Below are 15,508 nucleotides of genomic sequence, written 5' to 3'. Positions count from 1 at the left end.
TTTGTTTAATGTATGAAGTGTAATGTGTAAAGTGGGTGTAATGTTGCTATGTGTAATGGAAAATTCGCTTTAACTACTATTTTTTTCATTACACAATAAACCATTACACCGACATTACACATTAAACATATAACATTACACAAAAGTGTATAATGAAAGAAGAAGATGCTTCTAGACAATAAACACATACACTTCGTGGGTATCGGCGGGATAGGGATGAGCGCAATCGCGCGCGTCCTTCTGGAAATGGGTTACGATGTGAGCGGCTCGGACGTGGAAGCTAACGACCTCACTAAAAAGCTTCAGGCGCTGGGCGGCAGGATATTCGAGGGACACAGCGCTTCGAACCTCCCGAAGGACGCGGGGGTATTGGTATATTCGTCGTCTATCTCTAAGGGCAATCCGGAAATGCACGCGGCGCGGCAGCGCAAAGTAAATATAGCGCACAGGGCCGAGATCCTGGGAGAGATATTTAACTGCAAGAAGGGTATTGCTGTCACCGGGACGCACGGGAAGACAACAACCACAGCGCTCATAGCCGTTATGTTGAAGGAGTGCAGGCTTAAGCCTACGGTTATGATAGGCGGCGAGGTAGGCCAGTTCAAGGGCAATGCCCAAGCCGGCAGCGGGTCATATGTCGTCGCCGAGGCCGATGAGAGCGACAGCTCATTTTTGTACCTGAAGCCGTTTTATTCCGTAATCACAAATATGGAGATGGAGCATATCGACCATTTTAAGACTATGGATGACGTTAAGGCGTCATATCGCGCTTTTATAGGCAATACGAAAAAGGGAGGGACCGTATTTTACAACTTCGACGATCCCAATATAAAAGATATATTAAAGGATGTCCGGATAAATAAGGCCGGCTTCGGATTTTCCAAACAGGCTGATATCCATCCTGCTGATATAAAGATGAAAGGTTTTGATACATCGTTCAAGTGTATTTTTAAAAATAAGGCGCTCGGGGAGATCCGGCTCAAGATTCCCGGCAGGCATAATATCCTTAACGCCATGGCTGCGGTCCTGGTCGGCATCGAGCTGGGGTTGGATATTAAGTCAATAGCCGGTTCAATTAAAAAATTCACAGGGGCAAAGAGAAGATTCCAGGTCAGGGCGAACATCGGCGGGGTCATACTTATAGAGGATTATGCGCACCATCCTACGGAGATAAGGGCGGTGCTGGACGCATGCAGTAATTTGAAATATAAGAGGCTGATAGCGGTATTCCAGCCGCATCGTTATACGCGGACGCTCTTCCTCGTGGATGATTTCGGGTCTGCTTTTAAAGGAGCCGATAAGCTGGTGCTGACCGACATATACGCCGCAAGCGAAAAGCCGCTTAAAGGCGTTTCGATCAGGATGATATACGATAAGGTAAAGGCGAACGGGATGGATGACGTTGTAGTAGTGAAAAAGGGCGATATCCCGGATCATGTCATGAAGATAAAAAAACGCGGCGACCTGATAGTAGTGATGGGAGCGGGCGATATAAAAAAAGCGGCGGACGCGCTTTCATCCAGGCTGGAAGAGAATTTTGCGGAAGACGGGTCTACGGCTAAGGAATTAAAAGGATCGATCAAGGGCGCCGTTAAGTCGGCTGAGCGCCTTGCGTTCCACTCATCGTTCAGGATAGGCGGGCCGGCAGATCTGTGGGTAGAGCCGCGCGACTCAGGAGAGTTGAGAAAGGTCTTGTCGTTCGCAAACAAGCGCAAGATCCCGATATTTGTAATAGGAAACGGCTCGAATGTCCTGGCCCGCGACCCGGGTTTCAGGGGGATGGTAGTGCGCCTGAACTCGCCGTCTTTTCAGCGCATGAAGATAAAAGGCAGGACTGTATGCGTGGGCGCTGGCTTCAGCCTTGCCAGGCTTGTGAAGATCGCTTGTGAAAAAGGGCTCGGCGGCCTTGAATCACTCGTCGGCATACCAGGCACTATAGGAGGCGCTATATACATGAATGCCGGGGGGTGGACTAACCCCGTATTCAGGAACATCGGAGAATTTGTCTCCTCTTTGAAAGTGATGGACTACAGGGGAAAGGCGAAGATGTTGAGAAGAAGCGACATGGAGTTCGGCTACAGGTCCTCCAATCTCAAACAGTATATTATACTGGAAGCTACGCTGAAATTTGAAAAGACCGACGCCGAATTACTTGTGTCGAGTTTGACACAATTCCTGAAGATGAAGAAAGAGAAGCAATCGCTGGACGTCCCCAGCGCCGGATGCGTCTTTAAAAATCCGGAGAAATCACAGTTTACATGCGGCCAGATGATAGACATGCTTGGCCTCAAAGGAAAGCGTATCGGCGGAGCTGAAATATCCGAGAAACACGCCAACTTCGTTATCAACAGGAGAGGCGCGACGTGCGCAGACGTGCTCTCGCTCATAGAGCTTATGAAGAAGAAGGTAAAGGAAAGTTACGGCATATCGTTGGAATTGGAGATAAAGGTCATATGACGGGATTAGGATTCGGAAAGGTAGGAGTTTTGGCGGGAGGGCCGTCTAGCGAAAGGGAAATTAGCCTGAGATCGGGTAATGCCGTATATGATGCCCTTATTAAAGATGGGATCGATGCGATTTTTCTGGACGTTAAGGATGATATATATGATATAATCAACAACAATAAGATAGATATCGCGTTTATCGCGCTCCACGGCAGATTCGGCGAGGACGGAACGGTCCAGAAAATATTGGGCGCTGCCGGCATACCTTATACAGGGTCAGGAGCTGAAGCCTCAGGTTTTGCCCTGGATAAAATAGTCTCTAAAGAGATATTCAATAGGAAAGGGCTGCCTGTCCCGAAGGGTGTAGTCTTCGAGAAAAGCGGATACAACCCGGAAGACTGTTATCGGCTTGGTTTTCCGATGGTCGTGAAGCCTCATCTGGAAGGCTCCAGTATAGGTCTCTCGATAGTCAGGGAGAGAGGATCTCTGAAAGAGGCGGTAGAGAAGGCTTTTGCATTCGGTGGAAGGATATTGGTTGAAGAGTATATCGACGGCAGAGAGCTGACTGTAGGGATCCTCGACGACGAGCCGCTTCCTGTAATAGAGATAGTCACAAGGCAAGGCGTTTACGATTACACGGCGAAATACAGCGACCCTGATACGAGATATCTCGTACCCGCCCCTCTGGAAGATGCGGTATCCTCCAGAGCCAGGGAGCTCGGCAGGTCCGCGCATAAGGCGCTCGGATGCCGTTCATTCTCGCGCGTCGATATGATGCTGGATAAGTCCGGCAATATATTTTTATTGGAAGTAAATACGATACCCGGGATGACGGAACGGAGCCTCCTGCCGAAAGCGGCCGGTGCCGCAGGATTGAGTTTTAGCCGGTTATGCGTTAAATTGATAGAGAACGCGATGAAGGCAAGTCGATGAAGCGGCAGAAAAAAACAAGAAAGATGAAATTTCCCTCTTTTCTCAAGGGCGCCAAAGACGCGGTCTTTGAAAGGTCGGTCCTGATCCTTGTCTTGATAGTTTTTCTGGTCACGGTGGTCTTCCTGGGCAAAGCCTTTCTTTACAGATCGGACTATTTTAGGCTGAAGTCGGTGGAGGCTAAGAGCCCTTTCTTCGACCTGAAGACGGCGCACGCGATATCGAGCCAGATATTGGAATTGTATCACGGCCGTAATATATTCAGGATAAACCTTAAGGGTATAGCCGATTCGCTGCAGGACGCTTATCCTGACGCGAAAGAGGTGGTCGCCAGGATAGCCCTCCCTGACAGGATCGCTGTTACGATGAAGTTCAGGAAGCCGGTCGCGGTAGTCCGCGATGGCAAGCTATATCCGGTCGATGAGGAAGGCTTTGTGCTGCCCAGCATGGATATAGGGTCGCTGAAGGACCTGCCGGTGATCGATGGGGTCGACATCAGATATGACGAAAGGCGGGGCAAAAAGAATACTTCGGGAAATCTGAAGCTGGCGCTGGAGCTTTTAAGGAATATAAGGGAGGTCAGGCCGCTGACGGAATATGGGTTGGCCGGGATAGATGCGAAGGACGGCAAGAACCTCTCGTTCCTGCTTAAGAGCGGCACTAAAGTGATAGTGGGGTCTGAGAATTTTAAAGAGAGGCTATGGCTTCTGGAGAAGACATTGAAGGATCCGCGGCTTGTCTTGGACAGGATCGAATATATCGACGTCCGTTTTAACGACGCGGTGGTAGGGCCGAAATGAGAAAGATACGCGTTATAACGGGTTTGGATATAGGGTCTTCAAAGACATCGGCGGTAGCCGCCGGCGTAGACGCCTCCGGCGATCTCGTTGTGCTGACGCATGCATCCGGTCCGTCGAACGGCATCTCGAGAGGAGCGATAGTCAATATCAATGAGGCTGTGAATTCCGCGTCGGCTGTCTTGAATAAGCTGCGCGACAAGGTGCCTGCGGGGCTGGGAGATATATACGTTAACATCAATGATGAAACGGTCAAAGGCAGCTCGTCCAAGGGTATGATAGCGTTGTCCTTGAGGGGTCGCGAGGTCACAAAGCTCGATATGGAAAAGTGCGTCGACGTGGCCGGGACGATACACCTTCCTATGGAAAGGGAGATCATCCATAGGATAGTGCATAAGTTTTCAGTGGACGACCAGCCTTCGATAAAAAATCCACTCGGATTATACGCATCGCGCTTAAGCTGCGAGGTTTACGTTGTGACCGCGGACGCAAATCACATACAGAATATATTTAAGTGCGTCAATAACTCCGGCTATAGCGTGAAAGATATAATATTTACGGGCGTTGCCGAAGGACAATGCCTCCTTGATAAGGATGAGAAAGAGGATGGGGTAGCGCTTGTGGACATCGGCGATTCCCTGACCGACATATGGATCTTTTTTGAAGGCTCTATGCGTAGGTTTGATATCATTCCTTTGGGCGCGAGGGACTTCAAGGGCGATTTTAAAGAGAATAGCAAGTTTGTCGAGATGAAATCGAGGCTTAATACAAGCATAAAAGATTTTGTCAATTCAGGGGGCAAGGTCTCTTCGGTAGTCCTTACGGGCGGCATGTCGTTTACAGAGAACCTTGCGGAATCGCTTGAAGAGGTATTGTCGCTGTCGGTCAAGATGGGCGTGGCCAAGGGGATAAGGGGAGATATCACAAGCGCTGAAAGCGTCAGGTTGTCGGGCGCCATCGGACTTGTAAAGTGCGGCCTAGAGAGATACGCCGGGAAGGCTTTCGCGTCAAAGAGATTTGTCAGGAACCTTTCTGAAAGAGTCGTAGATATATTCAATAACTATTTCTGAAGAAAGGATGAATATGGAAAGCAGGTCAAAGATACTTGTTGTTGACGATGAACAGGAGTTCCTTTCCTTTATTAAGGAACACCTGGAGCTTCACGGCTATGACGTTGTCCTGGCATGTGACGGCGAAGAGGGGATCGTCTGCGTCAAAAAGCATAGCCCGGACCTTATCATATGCGACATAAGGATGCCTAAACAGGATGGATTCTATGTCCTGCGTGAACTGCGCCATTCAGGCGACTCAAAGACGCCTTTTATCATGGTGACCGCTTTTGACGATTTCAATAAGACAAGGGATGCCTATAACGAGGAGGCGGACTTCTATCTTACGAAACCGGTCGCGGTGAATGTCCTAATGAATAACATTAAGACCCTCCTCAGCATTAAGGCCAACAGGCTGTAATCTCCGCCTCAAAATCCTTTGACTTTTGACGACCTTTATGTTAATTTATCCTCCTTCGCTCTTAAAGCAGTCAGACTCAAGAAGAGCTTCGGAGGACGGGTTCCGTTATTATGGTTGCCGAAAACCTGAAACGCGTAACCGACAGGATTACAAAGGCTTGCGAAAGGTCGGAAAGGCCGGTTTCGAGCGTCTTTCTCGTATGCGTAACTAAGGAGGCCGCGCTTGAAGCGATCGCTGAGGCCCTGAGCCTTGGAGTAACGGCGATCGGAGAGAACAGGGTCCGGGATGCTCTTACCAAATACAGGTCCGTAGGGAACAAGGCGGTCTGGCACCTCATAGGTCATCTCCAAACGAATAAGGTAAAAGACGCTTTAAAGATATTCTCATTGATACATTCCGTGGATAGTATACGTCTCGCCCAGGAAATAGACAAAGAGGCGTCTAAGCTGGACAAGGTCCAGGATATATTGATACAGGTTAATGTGTCGGGCGAAGGAACGAAATTCGGGATAAGGCCTGAGGATACAATAGAGTTTTTTAAAACTCTATTATTATATCCTAATATAAATGTTAGAGGTTTTATGACAATAGCGCCGGATTCGGACGATCCTGAGAAGGCAAGACCTTATTTTCGCGCTCTCAAGCAGTTGCTCGACCAAATCAATAACTTACAGCTTACAGCTTACAGCTTACAGCTATTATCCATGGGCATGACCAATGACTTCGAGGTTGCCATAGAAGAGGGGTCGACAATGGTTAGGATAGGAAGGGCGATTTTTGGGGAGTGAGGCGTAGTTTTGTGATTAAGTGATTAAGCAATTAAGCGATTAAGTGATAAAAATTAATACTTAATCGCTGACTTAAAAGAGACAGGTATTTACATGATGACTAAAAAAATCGGGATAATAGGCTGCGGGAACATGGGTGAGGCGCTCCTGAGACGTTTATCCGAGATCATGGAAAAGAGCACTTCTATAATGGTCAGCGAGATGGACGCCGCGCGAAGGGACTATATCCAGACTAAGTATAGGATGATCGTGGAGATAGACAATAACGTTGTGGTCAAATTTTCCGATGTCATTATCCTGGCTGTCAAGCCAAAGGACCTTGACGAGGTCCTCAGCAAGGAGATCTGTTGCGGCGTATCGAAAAAAAAGCTTTTGATATCGATAGTAGCCGGTATAGCGACCAGGCACATAGAGAAGGTCGTGGGCGCAGACGTCCCTGTGATAAGGGTCATGCCGAATATGGCCGCGACGGTAGGCGAGGCGATATCGAGCATAAGCCGGGGCAGCGCCGCCGGGAACGAGCACGCCGAGACGGCGAAGCAGATATTTTCTACGGTCGGGAAGGTCATCGAGGTCGATGAGAAGATGGTTGACGCGATAACGGCTGTTAGCGGCAGCGGGCCCGCGTATTTCTTCTATCTTATTGAGGCCATGATCGAGGGAGCCCGCGACTTAGGCCTGGATAGGGATATGGCCCGGGAACTTGTACTGCAGACCGCGCGCGGCAGTTCGAAGCTTCTTGAAATACTGGATGAGGACCCCGCTGTCCTGAGGAAAAAGGTGACGTCGAAAGGCGGCACTACGGAAGCGGCATTATCGGTATTCGACGCAAAGAAGTTAAAAAACACAGTTAAAGACGCTCTGAAGAAAGCATGCAAGCGCTCCAAAGAGCTATCCAGGAGGTGATGTATATGTTCGCTGTCGGTAACCTTTTATTTGCCGTGACTACCATATTAGATTACATACTGACTATAGCTAACTGGCTGATAATCATAAGGGCATTGATAAGCTGGGTCAACCCTGACCCGTATAACGTAATAGTCCAATTCCTGACCAAGACTACCGAGCCGCTTCTGGCGCCGTTCAGGAGGATCATACCGGCCTATTCTATAGGTCTTGATATCTCGCCTATATTCGCTCTGATATTTATCTGGTTCCTGAAGTTATTCTTGATAAGGACGCTGTTTGGTATCGCGGTGAGGTTGGGGTAAGTAATGAGGTTACGTAATGTTACGTAAAGTTAGAGAAGGTTACGTAAGGTTAAATATAGTTAGAGATGTAACCTTACGTAACATTAATTAACTTTCGCTAACCTTACGGAACCTCCATTTATAAGAGGTGATCATGAGCGGAAAGATCGGAATTATCGGCGGAAGCGGTTTTTATAATATAGAAGGCGTAAAGGAAGTCAAGAAGGTCAAAGTCGAAACGCCGTTCGGAGAAACATCCGACGATTTCGTTACAGGCTCGTTCGAAGGGGCAGAGGTAGTTTTTCTGGCGCGCCACGGTGAAGGCCATAACGTATTACCGGGCGAAATAAATTACCGGGCAAATATCTACGGGATGAAGAAGCTGGGCGTTGAGCGCATCATATCGGTATCGGCGTGCGGGAGCCTGAAGATGGAGCTTAAGCCTCTCCATATAGTCGTGCCCGACCAGTTCGTCGATAGGACGAATTGCGGAAGGCGAATGACTTTTTTCGGCGACGGTGTCGTCGCGCACATACAGTTTGCCGACCCGGTCTGCCCGCATCTGTCGAAGGCCCTTTATGACGCCGGATGCTCTCTGGGAGCGTCGATGCATATGGGAGGCGCCTACGTGAACATGGAAGGGCCCCAATTTTCCACCAAGGCCGAGTCGAGACTTTACAGGTCGTGGGGGATGGATATCATAGGTATGACGAATCTTGCCGAAGCAAAGCTTTCCAGGGAAGCCGAGATCTGTTACGCGACTCTTGCCTGCGTCACGGATTACGACTGCTGGCATTCCGACGAATCAGGGGAAACGGTTTCGGTGGAGATGATAATACAGAACCTGTGTAAGAATGTGGAGACATCGAAGAATATATTGAAGAAAGTAATACCGGCGCTTAAAGGTAATAGGCCTTGCCAGTGCGGCTCGGCTCTCAAGGATTCGATAATAACGAGGCCCGGCGCGATCCCGGCGAAGACGAAGAAACAGCTTAACCTTATCATAGGAAAGTACATAAACTAAAAAATGGAATACAAGTCTACTCTAAATCTTCCGCACACAGATTTTCCGATGAAGGCAGACCTGCCTAATCGCGAGCCCGCTCGGTTAAAGCGCTGGCAGGAGACGGGCCTCTACGCGAAGATACGGAAGAAGTACGATGGCAAGCCGAAATTCATTCTCCACGACGGTCCGCCGTATGCCAACGGCAGCATACATATGGGCCACGCCCTCAATAAGATATTGAAAGACGTCGTCATAAGATATAAGACGATGCGGTCTTTCGATTCGCCGTATGTCCCGGGCTGGGACTGCCACGGCCTGCCGGTCGAGCATCAGTTGTTCAAAGAGCTGAAATTGACAAAATACGACATAGACCAGGTCAAATTCAGGTCGAAGGCTTATGACTATGCGATGAAGTATGTCAATATCCAGAAGGAAGAATTCAAGAGACTGGGCATTATGGGGAACTGGGATGATCCTTACCTGACTTTGTCCAGGACGTATGAGTCCGAGATCATAAGGTCATTCGGCAAGCTTGTCAAAAAGGGGTATATTTATAAAGATCTGAAGCCTGTAAATTGGTGCGCGGTCTGTGAGACGGCGCTGGCCGAGGCAGAAGTGGAACATGAGGACAAGACCTCGCCTTCTGTCTATGTGAAGTTCGAATCCGTATATAATGACCTCCCGGCGCATTTCGTCATCTGGACGACGACGCCGTGGACGCTCGTCGCGAATGTCGCTATTGCCGTGCATCCTGAATTTGAGTATGCGTTAGTAAGTTGTAATCCCTCTGCCGCTCCTATTCGTCGCGGTGACGGGATGAAATTTTCTAGCGAAAATTTCAAGGGAGAGAATTTTATCCTGGCCAAGGAGCTTGTGCCGAAGGTGATGGAGAAAGCCGGCATAGAAGATTATAAGATCGTCAAAACTTTTAAAGGGAAGACGCTCGAAGGGTTAGAGGCCAGACATCCTTTTATAGACAGGAAATCTAAGGTGGTCATGGCCGAGTATGTATCTATGGAAGACGGCAGCGGGTGCGTCCATACAGCCCCCGGGCACGGGCAGGAAGACTATATTACAGGTAAGAGATACGGCCTTCCAACGATCATGCCTGTAGACTCAAGGGGAAGGTTCGATAATACGGCGGGCGAATTCAGCGGCATGGAAGTATATAAAGCTAATCCGGCTATAGTGGAGCGTCTTAAACTTCTTGGTAAGCTCGTGCGCGAGGAAGAGGTGAGGCATTCATACCCGCACTGCTGGAGGTGTAAGAAACCGATCATCTTCAGGGCGACAGAACAATATTTCATGAAGATAGACCACGAGGACCTGAGAAAAAAAATGATGCAGGCCATCTCTTCCGGAATAAAATGGATACCCCATACGGGAGAGTCCAGGATATCGTCCATGGTAGAAAACAGGCCCGACTGGTGCCTGTCGAGGCAAAGGTATTGGGGCGTCCCGATAGTCGCGTTCCACTGCAAGAATTGCAAAGAAGTGCTGCTCGACCCGGCTGTCATAGAACACGTTGCCGCTCTGGCCGAAAAAGAGGGCGCAGATGCCTGGTTTATCAGGAAAGAGACTGAGTTGATACCTGAAGGTACGCGCTGCAAGAAATGTAAGGGAACCGACTTCGTCAAGGAGAACGACATAATAGACGTGTGGTTCGATTCCGGGATCAGCCATCAGGCCGTATTGAAGAAAAGAAAAGAGCTCGACTATCCGTGCGAACTTTATCTGGAAGGCTCGGACCAGCATAGGGGCTGGTTTCAGTCGGCTCTCATAACGGCCATGGCGATCGACGGCGCGCCCTCTTACGGGAGCGTTCTTACCCATGGTTTTGTGGTAGACGGCGAAGGGAAGAAGATGTCGAAGTCGCTGGGTAATGTGATAACTCCGGAACAGGTGATGAAGAGATATGGCGCCGACATACTCAGGTTATGGGTGGCGTCCAGCGATTACAGCGAGGATGTCAGGCTGTCTGACGAGATATTGAAGCGTCTCGCGGACGCATATAGGAAGATCAGGAATACTTATAAGTATCTGCTTAGCAACCTGTATGATTTCGATCCCGCCAAAGACTCCGTCGGTTATGAAAAGATGTCAGAGGTAGACAGGTGGGTGCTCTCCAGGCTTTCGGTCCTGGTAAAAGAATCGTCCAGAAATTACGAATCATATTCGTTCCATAAAGTATACAGGGATGTATATAATTTTTGCGTCTATGAGGTCTCCTCAGTATACCTTGATATGCTGAAGGATAGGATGTACACCTTCAAGGCCGATTCTCCCGAGAGAAGGTCGGGACAGAGCGCTATGTTCCAGCTGCTCGCGGCGCTTCTTAAGATGATGGCGCCGATCCTGGCCTTTACCACTGAAGAGGCATGGGGATATGTGAAGGCCGCCGGCAAGGCGGATTCGATCCACCTGGAATCATGGCCTGAAGATAATTACGACAAGTGGTTTGATAAACCGCTTAATGAGAAATGGCAGCGCCTGATAGATATCAGGGAAGCCGTCTTAAAAAAACTGGAAGAGAAGAGGCAGTCCGGAGAGATCGGCTCGAGCCTTGAGGCGAAAGTCGTGCTCTTTCCGGTTGATGCCAGGAAAAAGAATATCCTGATTGAAAATAAAGATGTTCTTAGATATCTATTCATAGTGTCGGAGATAGAGTTGGCCGATGCCCCGGATGGCAAGTCCGACACCGACCCGGACGTCGGCATAAGTATTAAGGTGATGAAAGCGGAAGGTGAGAAATGCCAGCGGTGCTGGAATTACAGTAAATTGGTAGGTCGTGATCTCAATCACCCGGCTCTATGCGAAAGGTGCGTTGAGGCTGTTTCATAACTTAAGGAGAAGGAAATGGCAAAAGTTAAAAAAGCTCGAAAGATCAAAAGGATAAAAAAGATCAAGGCCGCGGGAAAAAAAAGAACGGCTCGCCCAAAGGCTGTGAAGCTCAAAAGGATGCCGAAAGCCGAGCTAAAAATTTTTGAAACATTACTCATAGCGGAGCGGAACAAGGTAGGAGGAGAGCTGTCGCACATAGCGGAGAATACACTGAATAAGTCCCAGCGCGACGCCTCCGGCGATCTCTCCGGTTATTCGTTCCATATGGCCGACATGGCAAGCGATGACTACGAACGCGATTTTTCCCTTAACCGCGCCACTGAGGAGCAGAAGATGCTCTACTTTATCGATGAGGCTTTGAAACGCGTAAAAGACGGGACTTACGGGAACTGCCTTCAATGCAACAAGCCCATAGCGAAAAAGCGCTTGAAGGCCCTGCCTTATACCGAATTATGCATAGAGTGTAAAAAATCCAATGAGGGCAAATGACATTTTTGACGGCCTTAGCCATATTGGCGTTAGACAGGCTGGCTAAATTTATAGCGCTGACATATCTGGCAGAGGGCCAGTCAGTCAAAGTATTGCCCGGGATCTTCCATTTTACCCTTGTCTTGAATGACGGCACAGCTTTCGGCCTGTTTAAGGGGCAGGCCGCGTTATTTGCCGTATTTTCTATCGTCGTTATCGTATTCATCGTAGTGTATACAATAAAAAACCGGTCCATGGACGCATTATTATCTCTTGCGCTGGGGCTCATCCTCGGCGGCGCCGCTGGGAACCTGGTCGACAGGGCATGGTACGGCCACGTAACAGATTTTCTCGATTTCAGGATCTGGCCGGTCTTTAACATCGCTGATTCCGCTATAACTATAGGGGCGGCGATATTGATGATAAAGCTGTTTACTCATAAGACTAAAGGTAAGGTCGTCTAACTTCTCATGCATCCCATTATCCTGCAATTCGGCTCAATCACTATCTACTCCTACGGCGTTATGGTTGCTCTAGGTTTCGGCCTGGCCGCTTTACTTGTCTACAGACGCGCCCCCAGCTTCGGGATCGATAGGGACAAGGTGATGGACCTTGCCATCCTGATACTGGTGTCCGGCATAATCGGAGCGCGCGTATTTTACATATTACTGAACTATAAATACTACATGGCCGATCCGTTAGAGATGCTCAACCTGTCAAAGGGCGGCCTGGTCTGGTACGGCGGGTTTATCGCTTCGCTTGCTGCCTTGATTGTGTATATTGCGCGAAAGTCGCTGGATTTCTGGGCGGTCGCAGACCTGTTAGCTCCGTACCTTGCCCTTGCGCAATCATTCGGGAGGATAGGATGTTTCCTGAACGGCTGTTGTTACGGGGCGATAACATCCGCGGCCAATCCTTTCGCCATATGTTTTCCCGCTGAGGTTGCTTTACGGCAACCGTCGCAACTCTATTCAGCGCTCGTCTTGTTTCTCATCTTCGTCGTTCTAAGGTTATGGCAGGATACAAAACACCTTACGGGAGAGATATTCCTTGCCTATTGTCTTCTTTATTCCGCGAAGAGATTTGCCATGGAATTTTACCGCGGCGATAATCCCAGGATAGTATTTGGGCTCACCATATCACAGGGCATAAGTGTTCTTATATTCGCGTTATCACTCCTTTTGTTCATATATAAGGGGATAGAGTGGCAGAAGAAGAGATCAGCCTCAAAGTAAATTTGGAAGACAAAGGGAAACGGATGGATAAGTTTCTTGTAGAGAAACTTCCCAAAACGTTTTCACGGGCCTTCCTGCAGAAGCTTATTGCGGGAGGGCATGTCCTGCTCGACGGAGAGAGCGCAAAAAGCCACTTCAAGATGAAGGCCGGCCAATCTATAGAAATTACAATACCCGAGCAGAAAGTCTCCCTGATATCGGCCGAAGACATACCCATTGACATCGTTTATGAAGACGAAGACCTCCTCGTCGTGAATAAGCCCTCAGGCCTTGTAGTCCATCCCGCGCCCGGCAATTACAGCGGCACGCTCGTCAATGCCCTCCTCGGCTATTGTAAAAATCTTTCAGGGGAGGGCGGAGCTTTCAGGCCGGGGATAGTTCACAGGATAGACAAGGATGTTTCGGGGCTACTGGTAGTGGCAAAGAACGACCGCGCGCATAGGAGCCTGTCGAAGCAGTTCAAGGCCAAGGCGGCAAGCAGGGTATATATAGCGCTTGTCAAAGGCGTCGTCCAGCTGGATAACGATATCATAGAGCTTCCGATAGGGAGGAGCCCGAGGGACTGGAAGAAGATGGCGGTCAATTTTGTGGACAGCAGGGAAGCGATAACCAGGTACAAGGTCCTGAAAAGATTCGAGGATTTCACCGTGATGGAAGTCACTCTAGGCACAGGCCGAACACACCAGATAAGAGTGCATATGGCATACATAGGCCACCCTATATTGGGCGACGAGAAGTACGGGACCAAAGGAAAGCTTTTCCGCCCGGCGCTGCACGCCAAGACTCTCGGCTTCACTCATCCCGCTACATCGAAACATATGGAATTCACCAGCGAGTTGCCCGACGATATGAAGGAATTGATATCAAGGGGGCATTTGTGATATTATCAGTATGGCAACATGTAAGTGATTAAGCGATTAAGTTATTAAGTGATTAAGTAAGACTTAATCACTTAATCGCCAAAGTCGGTTTGATCATAGAATCGCTTAATTACGGCGTAGATACAGCGGGGAATAAATGAAGATAGAACCCGTACAAAAACTATCGGGCAGCATAGAGATGCCCGGAGATAAATCCATATCGCACAGGGCGGTTATGCTCGGTTCGATAGCCGTCGGCACGACAGAGATAAAAGGCCTTTTGGATTGCGACGATTGCAACTACACTATCAGGGCGTTCAAAGATATGGGGATAGCCATATCGAAAGAAGGCGGCCGAACGACGATAGAAGGAAAAGGCCTGAAAGGGCTGAAGAAGCCCAGAGGGCCTATAGATGTCGGTGAGTCCGGGACGACCATGAGACTTCTTGCCGGGATACTGGCAGGGCAGGATTTCGATACCGTTCTTAAAGGCGATCCGTCGTTATCGAAGAGGCCTATGGGCAGGGTCGTCGAGCCTCTATCGATGATGGGGGTGAACATAAAGACCGGCCCCGGAGGGTATGCGCCGCTGACGATAAGGGGCGGCGTCGTAATGCCTGTCGACTATCTTCTTCCTGTGCCGAGCGCGCAGATTAAATCCGCCATTCTTTTAGCCGCGCTTTACGCCGACGGTGTAACTACGGTGAGCGAGAAGTTCGCATCCCGGGACCATACCGAAAGAATGTTGAAATATTTCGGCGCGGTTGTTAAAACCGAAGGAACCAATGTTTCGCTGGAAGGCGGACATGCCCTCAGCGGAAAGTTTCTGGAGATCCCCGGCGATATCTCGAGCGCCAGCTTTTTTATAGCCGGCGCGATGCTGTTAAAAGGTTCAAGAGTCAAGATACTTAATGTAAACGTAAACCCTGCCAGGGCGGGGATACTCGATATATTGGAAAAGATGGACGCAAAGGTCGTGATATCTGATAAGAAAGGATCTTTCGAGCCCGTGGGAGACATTGAGGCAGAGTATAGCCGGACCAGAGGCATAATAATAGAAGAAGAAACAATACCCGGCATCATAGATGAACTCCCTGTAATATTCGTGCTTGCGTCTCTCTCAAGCGGTAGGACAGTTGTAAAAGGCGCCGGCGAATTGAGGGTCAAAGAGACCGACAGGATAAAGTCTATGACGGAGAACCTCAGGGCTATGGGCGCGAGGATAACGGTCGAAGGGACCGACGTCGTCATTGACGGCGTTGAAGAGCTTAAAGGCGCGGGACTACGCAGTTTCGGGGACCACAGGACCTGCATGGCAATGGCAATAGCCGCGCTGGCCGCCAAGGGCTCAAGCGTTATCGATGATACCGCATGCGTCAGTAAATCCTTTCCGGATTTCTTCGGGATGCTGGAGAAGATAAAAAAATAGGGCGCAGTTTCTATTTGACAATATGTTGTTTTTTTGTTAATATCGCCTAA

The 15,508-nt window shown here is 49.2% G+C and carries 15 protein-coding genes; all 15 read left to right on the top strand.

Going from position 1 to position 15,508, the window contains the following annotated elements; translation table 11 throughout:
• Positions 1-165: 165 nt before the first annotated feature.
• The 15 genes from murC (at position 166) to aroA (ending at position 15,458) form a co-directional block, all read left to right on the top strand.
• Entirely contained in the window at positions 166-2,457 is a 2,292-nt protein-coding gene (gene murC / locus WC592_01960) for a UDP-N-acetylmuramate--L-alanine ligase (GenBank protein MFA4981223.1), read from the top strand.
• Positions 2,454-3,377 carry a D-alanine--D-alanine ligase gene (locus WC592_01955; GenBank protein ID MFA4981222.1) on the top strand — a complete coding sequence of 308 codons (924 nt, stop codon included), beginning with the start codon at positions 2,454-2,456 and terminating at the stop codon, positions 3,375-3,377. Before murC ends, WC592_01955 begins: the two co-directional genes overlap by 4 nt.
• A complete protein-coding gene (locus tag WC592_01950; protein ID MFA4981221.1) occupies positions 3,374-4,174 on the top strand; it encodes a cell division protein FtsQ/DivIB in 801 nt (266 codons plus the stop codon). Before WC592_01955 ends, WC592_01950 begins: the two co-directional genes overlap by 4 nt.
• Positions 4,171-5,241: a cell division protein FtsA gene (gene ftsA, locus WC592_01945; protein MFA4981220.1), complete on the top strand. Its 1,071-nt coding sequence runs from the start codon at positions 4,171-4,173 to the stop codon at positions 5,239-5,241. Before WC592_01950 ends, ftsA begins: the two co-directional genes overlap by 4 nt.
• Before the next feature lie 13 nt (positions 5,242-5,254).
• Positions 5,255-5,641 (top strand): response regulator, encoded by a 387-nt coding sequence (locus WC592_01940; GenBank protein MFA4981219.1) that lies wholly within the window; start codon positions 5,255-5,257, stop codon positions 5,639-5,641.
• A 110-nt stretch (positions 5,642-5,751) separates the two neighbouring features.
• On the top strand, positions 5,752-6,429 hold the full coding sequence (locus WC592_01935; protein ID MFA4981218.1) for a YggS family pyridoxal phosphate-dependent enzyme: 678 nt from the start codon (positions 5,752-5,754) through the stop codon (positions 6,427-6,429).
• 93 nt (positions 6,430-6,522) lie between these two features.
• On the top strand, positions 6,523-7,335 hold the full coding sequence (gene proC, locus WC592_01930; GenBank protein MFA4981217.1) for a pyrroline-5-carboxylate reductase: 813 nt from the start codon (positions 6,523-6,525) through the stop codon (positions 7,333-7,335).
• Between the two features lie 5 nt (positions 7,336-7,340).
• Positions 7,341-7,640 carry a YggT family protein gene (locus WC592_01925; protein ID MFA4981216.1) on the top strand — a complete coding sequence of 100 codons (300 nt, stop codon included), beginning with the start codon at positions 7,341-7,343 and terminating at the stop codon, positions 7,638-7,640.
• Between the two features lie 133 nt (positions 7,641-7,773).
• Entirely contained in the window at positions 7,774-8,643 is an 870-nt protein-coding gene (mtnP, locus tag WC592_01920) for an S-methyl-5'-thioadenosine phosphorylase (GenBank protein ID MFA4981215.1), read from the top strand.
• A 48-nt stretch (positions 8,644-8,691) separates the two neighbouring features.
• Entirely contained in the window at positions 8,692-11,466 is a 2,775-nt protein-coding gene (ileS, locus tag WC592_01915; GenBank protein ID MFA4981214.1) for an isoleucine--tRNA ligase, read from the top strand.
• Between the two features lie 15 nt (positions 11,467-11,481).
• The gene (locus WC592_01910) at positions 11,482-11,955 is read left to right on the top strand and encodes a TraR/DksA C4-type zinc finger protein (protein ID MFA4981213.1); all 474 of its coding nucleotides are present in this window, start codon (positions 11,482-11,484) and stop codon (positions 11,953-11,955) included.
• Positions 11,952-12,398 (top strand): signal peptidase II, encoded by a 447-nt coding sequence (lspA, locus tag WC592_01905; protein ID MFA4981212.1) that lies wholly within the window; start codon positions 11,952-11,954, stop codon positions 12,396-12,398. The genes WC592_01910 and lspA overlap by 4 nt, the downstream gene beginning before the upstream one ends.
• Positions 12,399-12,404: 6 nt before the next feature.
• Positions 12,405-13,169, top strand: a complete 765-nt coding sequence (lgt, locus tag WC592_01900) for a prolipoprotein diacylglyceryl transferase (protein ID MFA4981211.1) — start codon at positions 12,405-12,407, stop codon at positions 13,167-13,169.
• A complete protein-coding gene (locus WC592_01895) occupies positions 13,139-14,050 on the top strand; it encodes an RluA family pseudouridine synthase (protein MFA4981210.1) in 912 nt (303 codons plus the stop codon). Before lgt ends, WC592_01895 begins: the two co-directional genes overlap by 31 nt.
• A gap of 136 nt (positions 14,051-14,186) precedes the next feature.
• A complete protein-coding gene (gene aroA / locus WC592_01890) occupies positions 14,187-15,458 on the top strand; it encodes a 3-phosphoshikimate 1-carboxyvinyltransferase (GenBank protein ID MFA4981209.1) in 1,272 nt (423 codons plus the stop codon).
• Positions 15,459-15,508 lie beyond the last annotated feature (50 nt).

Source organism: Candidatus Omnitrophota bacterium, assembly GCA_041648975.1.
GTDB lineage: Bacteria > Omnitrophota > Gorgyraeia > 2-01-FULL-45-10 > 2-01-FULL-45-10 > JAQUSE01.
Note: the sequence above shows the minus strand (reverse complement) of the source record. Positions and strands in the feature narration are given on the sequence as shown.

What these genes read in the sequence shown, in the direction of transcription:
- murC (MFA4981223.1), top strand. Translation starts at nt 166, where the DNA reads ATGCTTCTAGACAATAAACACATACACTTCGTGGGTATCGGCGGGATA.
- WC592_01955 (MFA4981222.1), top strand. Translation starts at nt 2,454, where the DNA reads ATGACGGGATTAGGATTCGGAAAGGTAGGAGTTTTGGCGGGAGGGCCG.
- WC592_01950 (MFA4981221.1), top strand. Translation starts at nt 3,374, where the DNA reads ATGAAGCGGCAGAAAAAAACAAGAAAGATGAAATTTCCCTCTTTTCTC.
- ftsA (MFA4981220.1), top strand. Translation starts at nt 4,171, where the DNA reads ATGAGAAAGATACGCGTTATAACGGGTTTGGATATAGGGTCTTCAAAG.
- WC592_01940 (MFA4981219.1), top strand. Translation starts at nt 5,255, where the DNA reads ATGGAAAGCAGGTCAAAGATACTTGTTGTTGACGATGAACAGGAGTTC.
- WC592_01935 (MFA4981218.1), top strand. Translation starts at nt 5,752, where the DNA reads ATGGTTGCCGAAAACCTGAAACGCGTAACCGACAGGATTACAAAGGCT.
- proC (MFA4981217.1), top strand. Translation starts at nt 6,523, where the DNA reads ATGATGACTAAAAAAATCGGGATAATAGGCTGCGGGAACATGGGTGAG.
- WC592_01925 (MFA4981216.1), top strand. Translation starts at nt 7,341, where the DNA reads ATGTTCGCTGTCGGTAACCTTTTATTTGCCGTGACTACCATATTAGAT.
- mtnP (MFA4981215.1), top strand. Translation starts at nt 7,774, where the DNA reads ATGAGCGGAAAGATCGGAATTATCGGCGGAAGCGGTTTTTATAATATA.
- ileS (MFA4981214.1), top strand. Translation starts at nt 8,692, where the DNA reads ATGAAGGCAGACCTGCCTAATCGCGAGCCCGCTCGGTTAAAGCGCTGG.
- WC592_01910 (MFA4981213.1), top strand. Translation starts at nt 11,482, where the DNA reads ATGGCAAAAGTTAAAAAAGCTCGAAAGATCAAAAGGATAAAAAAGATC.
- lspA (MFA4981212.1), top strand. Translation starts at nt 11,952, where the DNA reads ATGACATTTTTGACGGCCTTAGCCATATTGGCGTTAGACAGGCTGGCT.
- lgt (MFA4981211.1), top strand. Translation starts at nt 12,405, where the DNA reads ATGCATCCCATTATCCTGCAATTCGGCTCAATCACTATCTACTCCTAC.
- aroA (MFA4981209.1), top strand. Translation starts at nt 14,187, where the DNA reads ATGAAGATAGAACCCGTACAAAAACTATCGGGCAGCATAGAGATGCCC.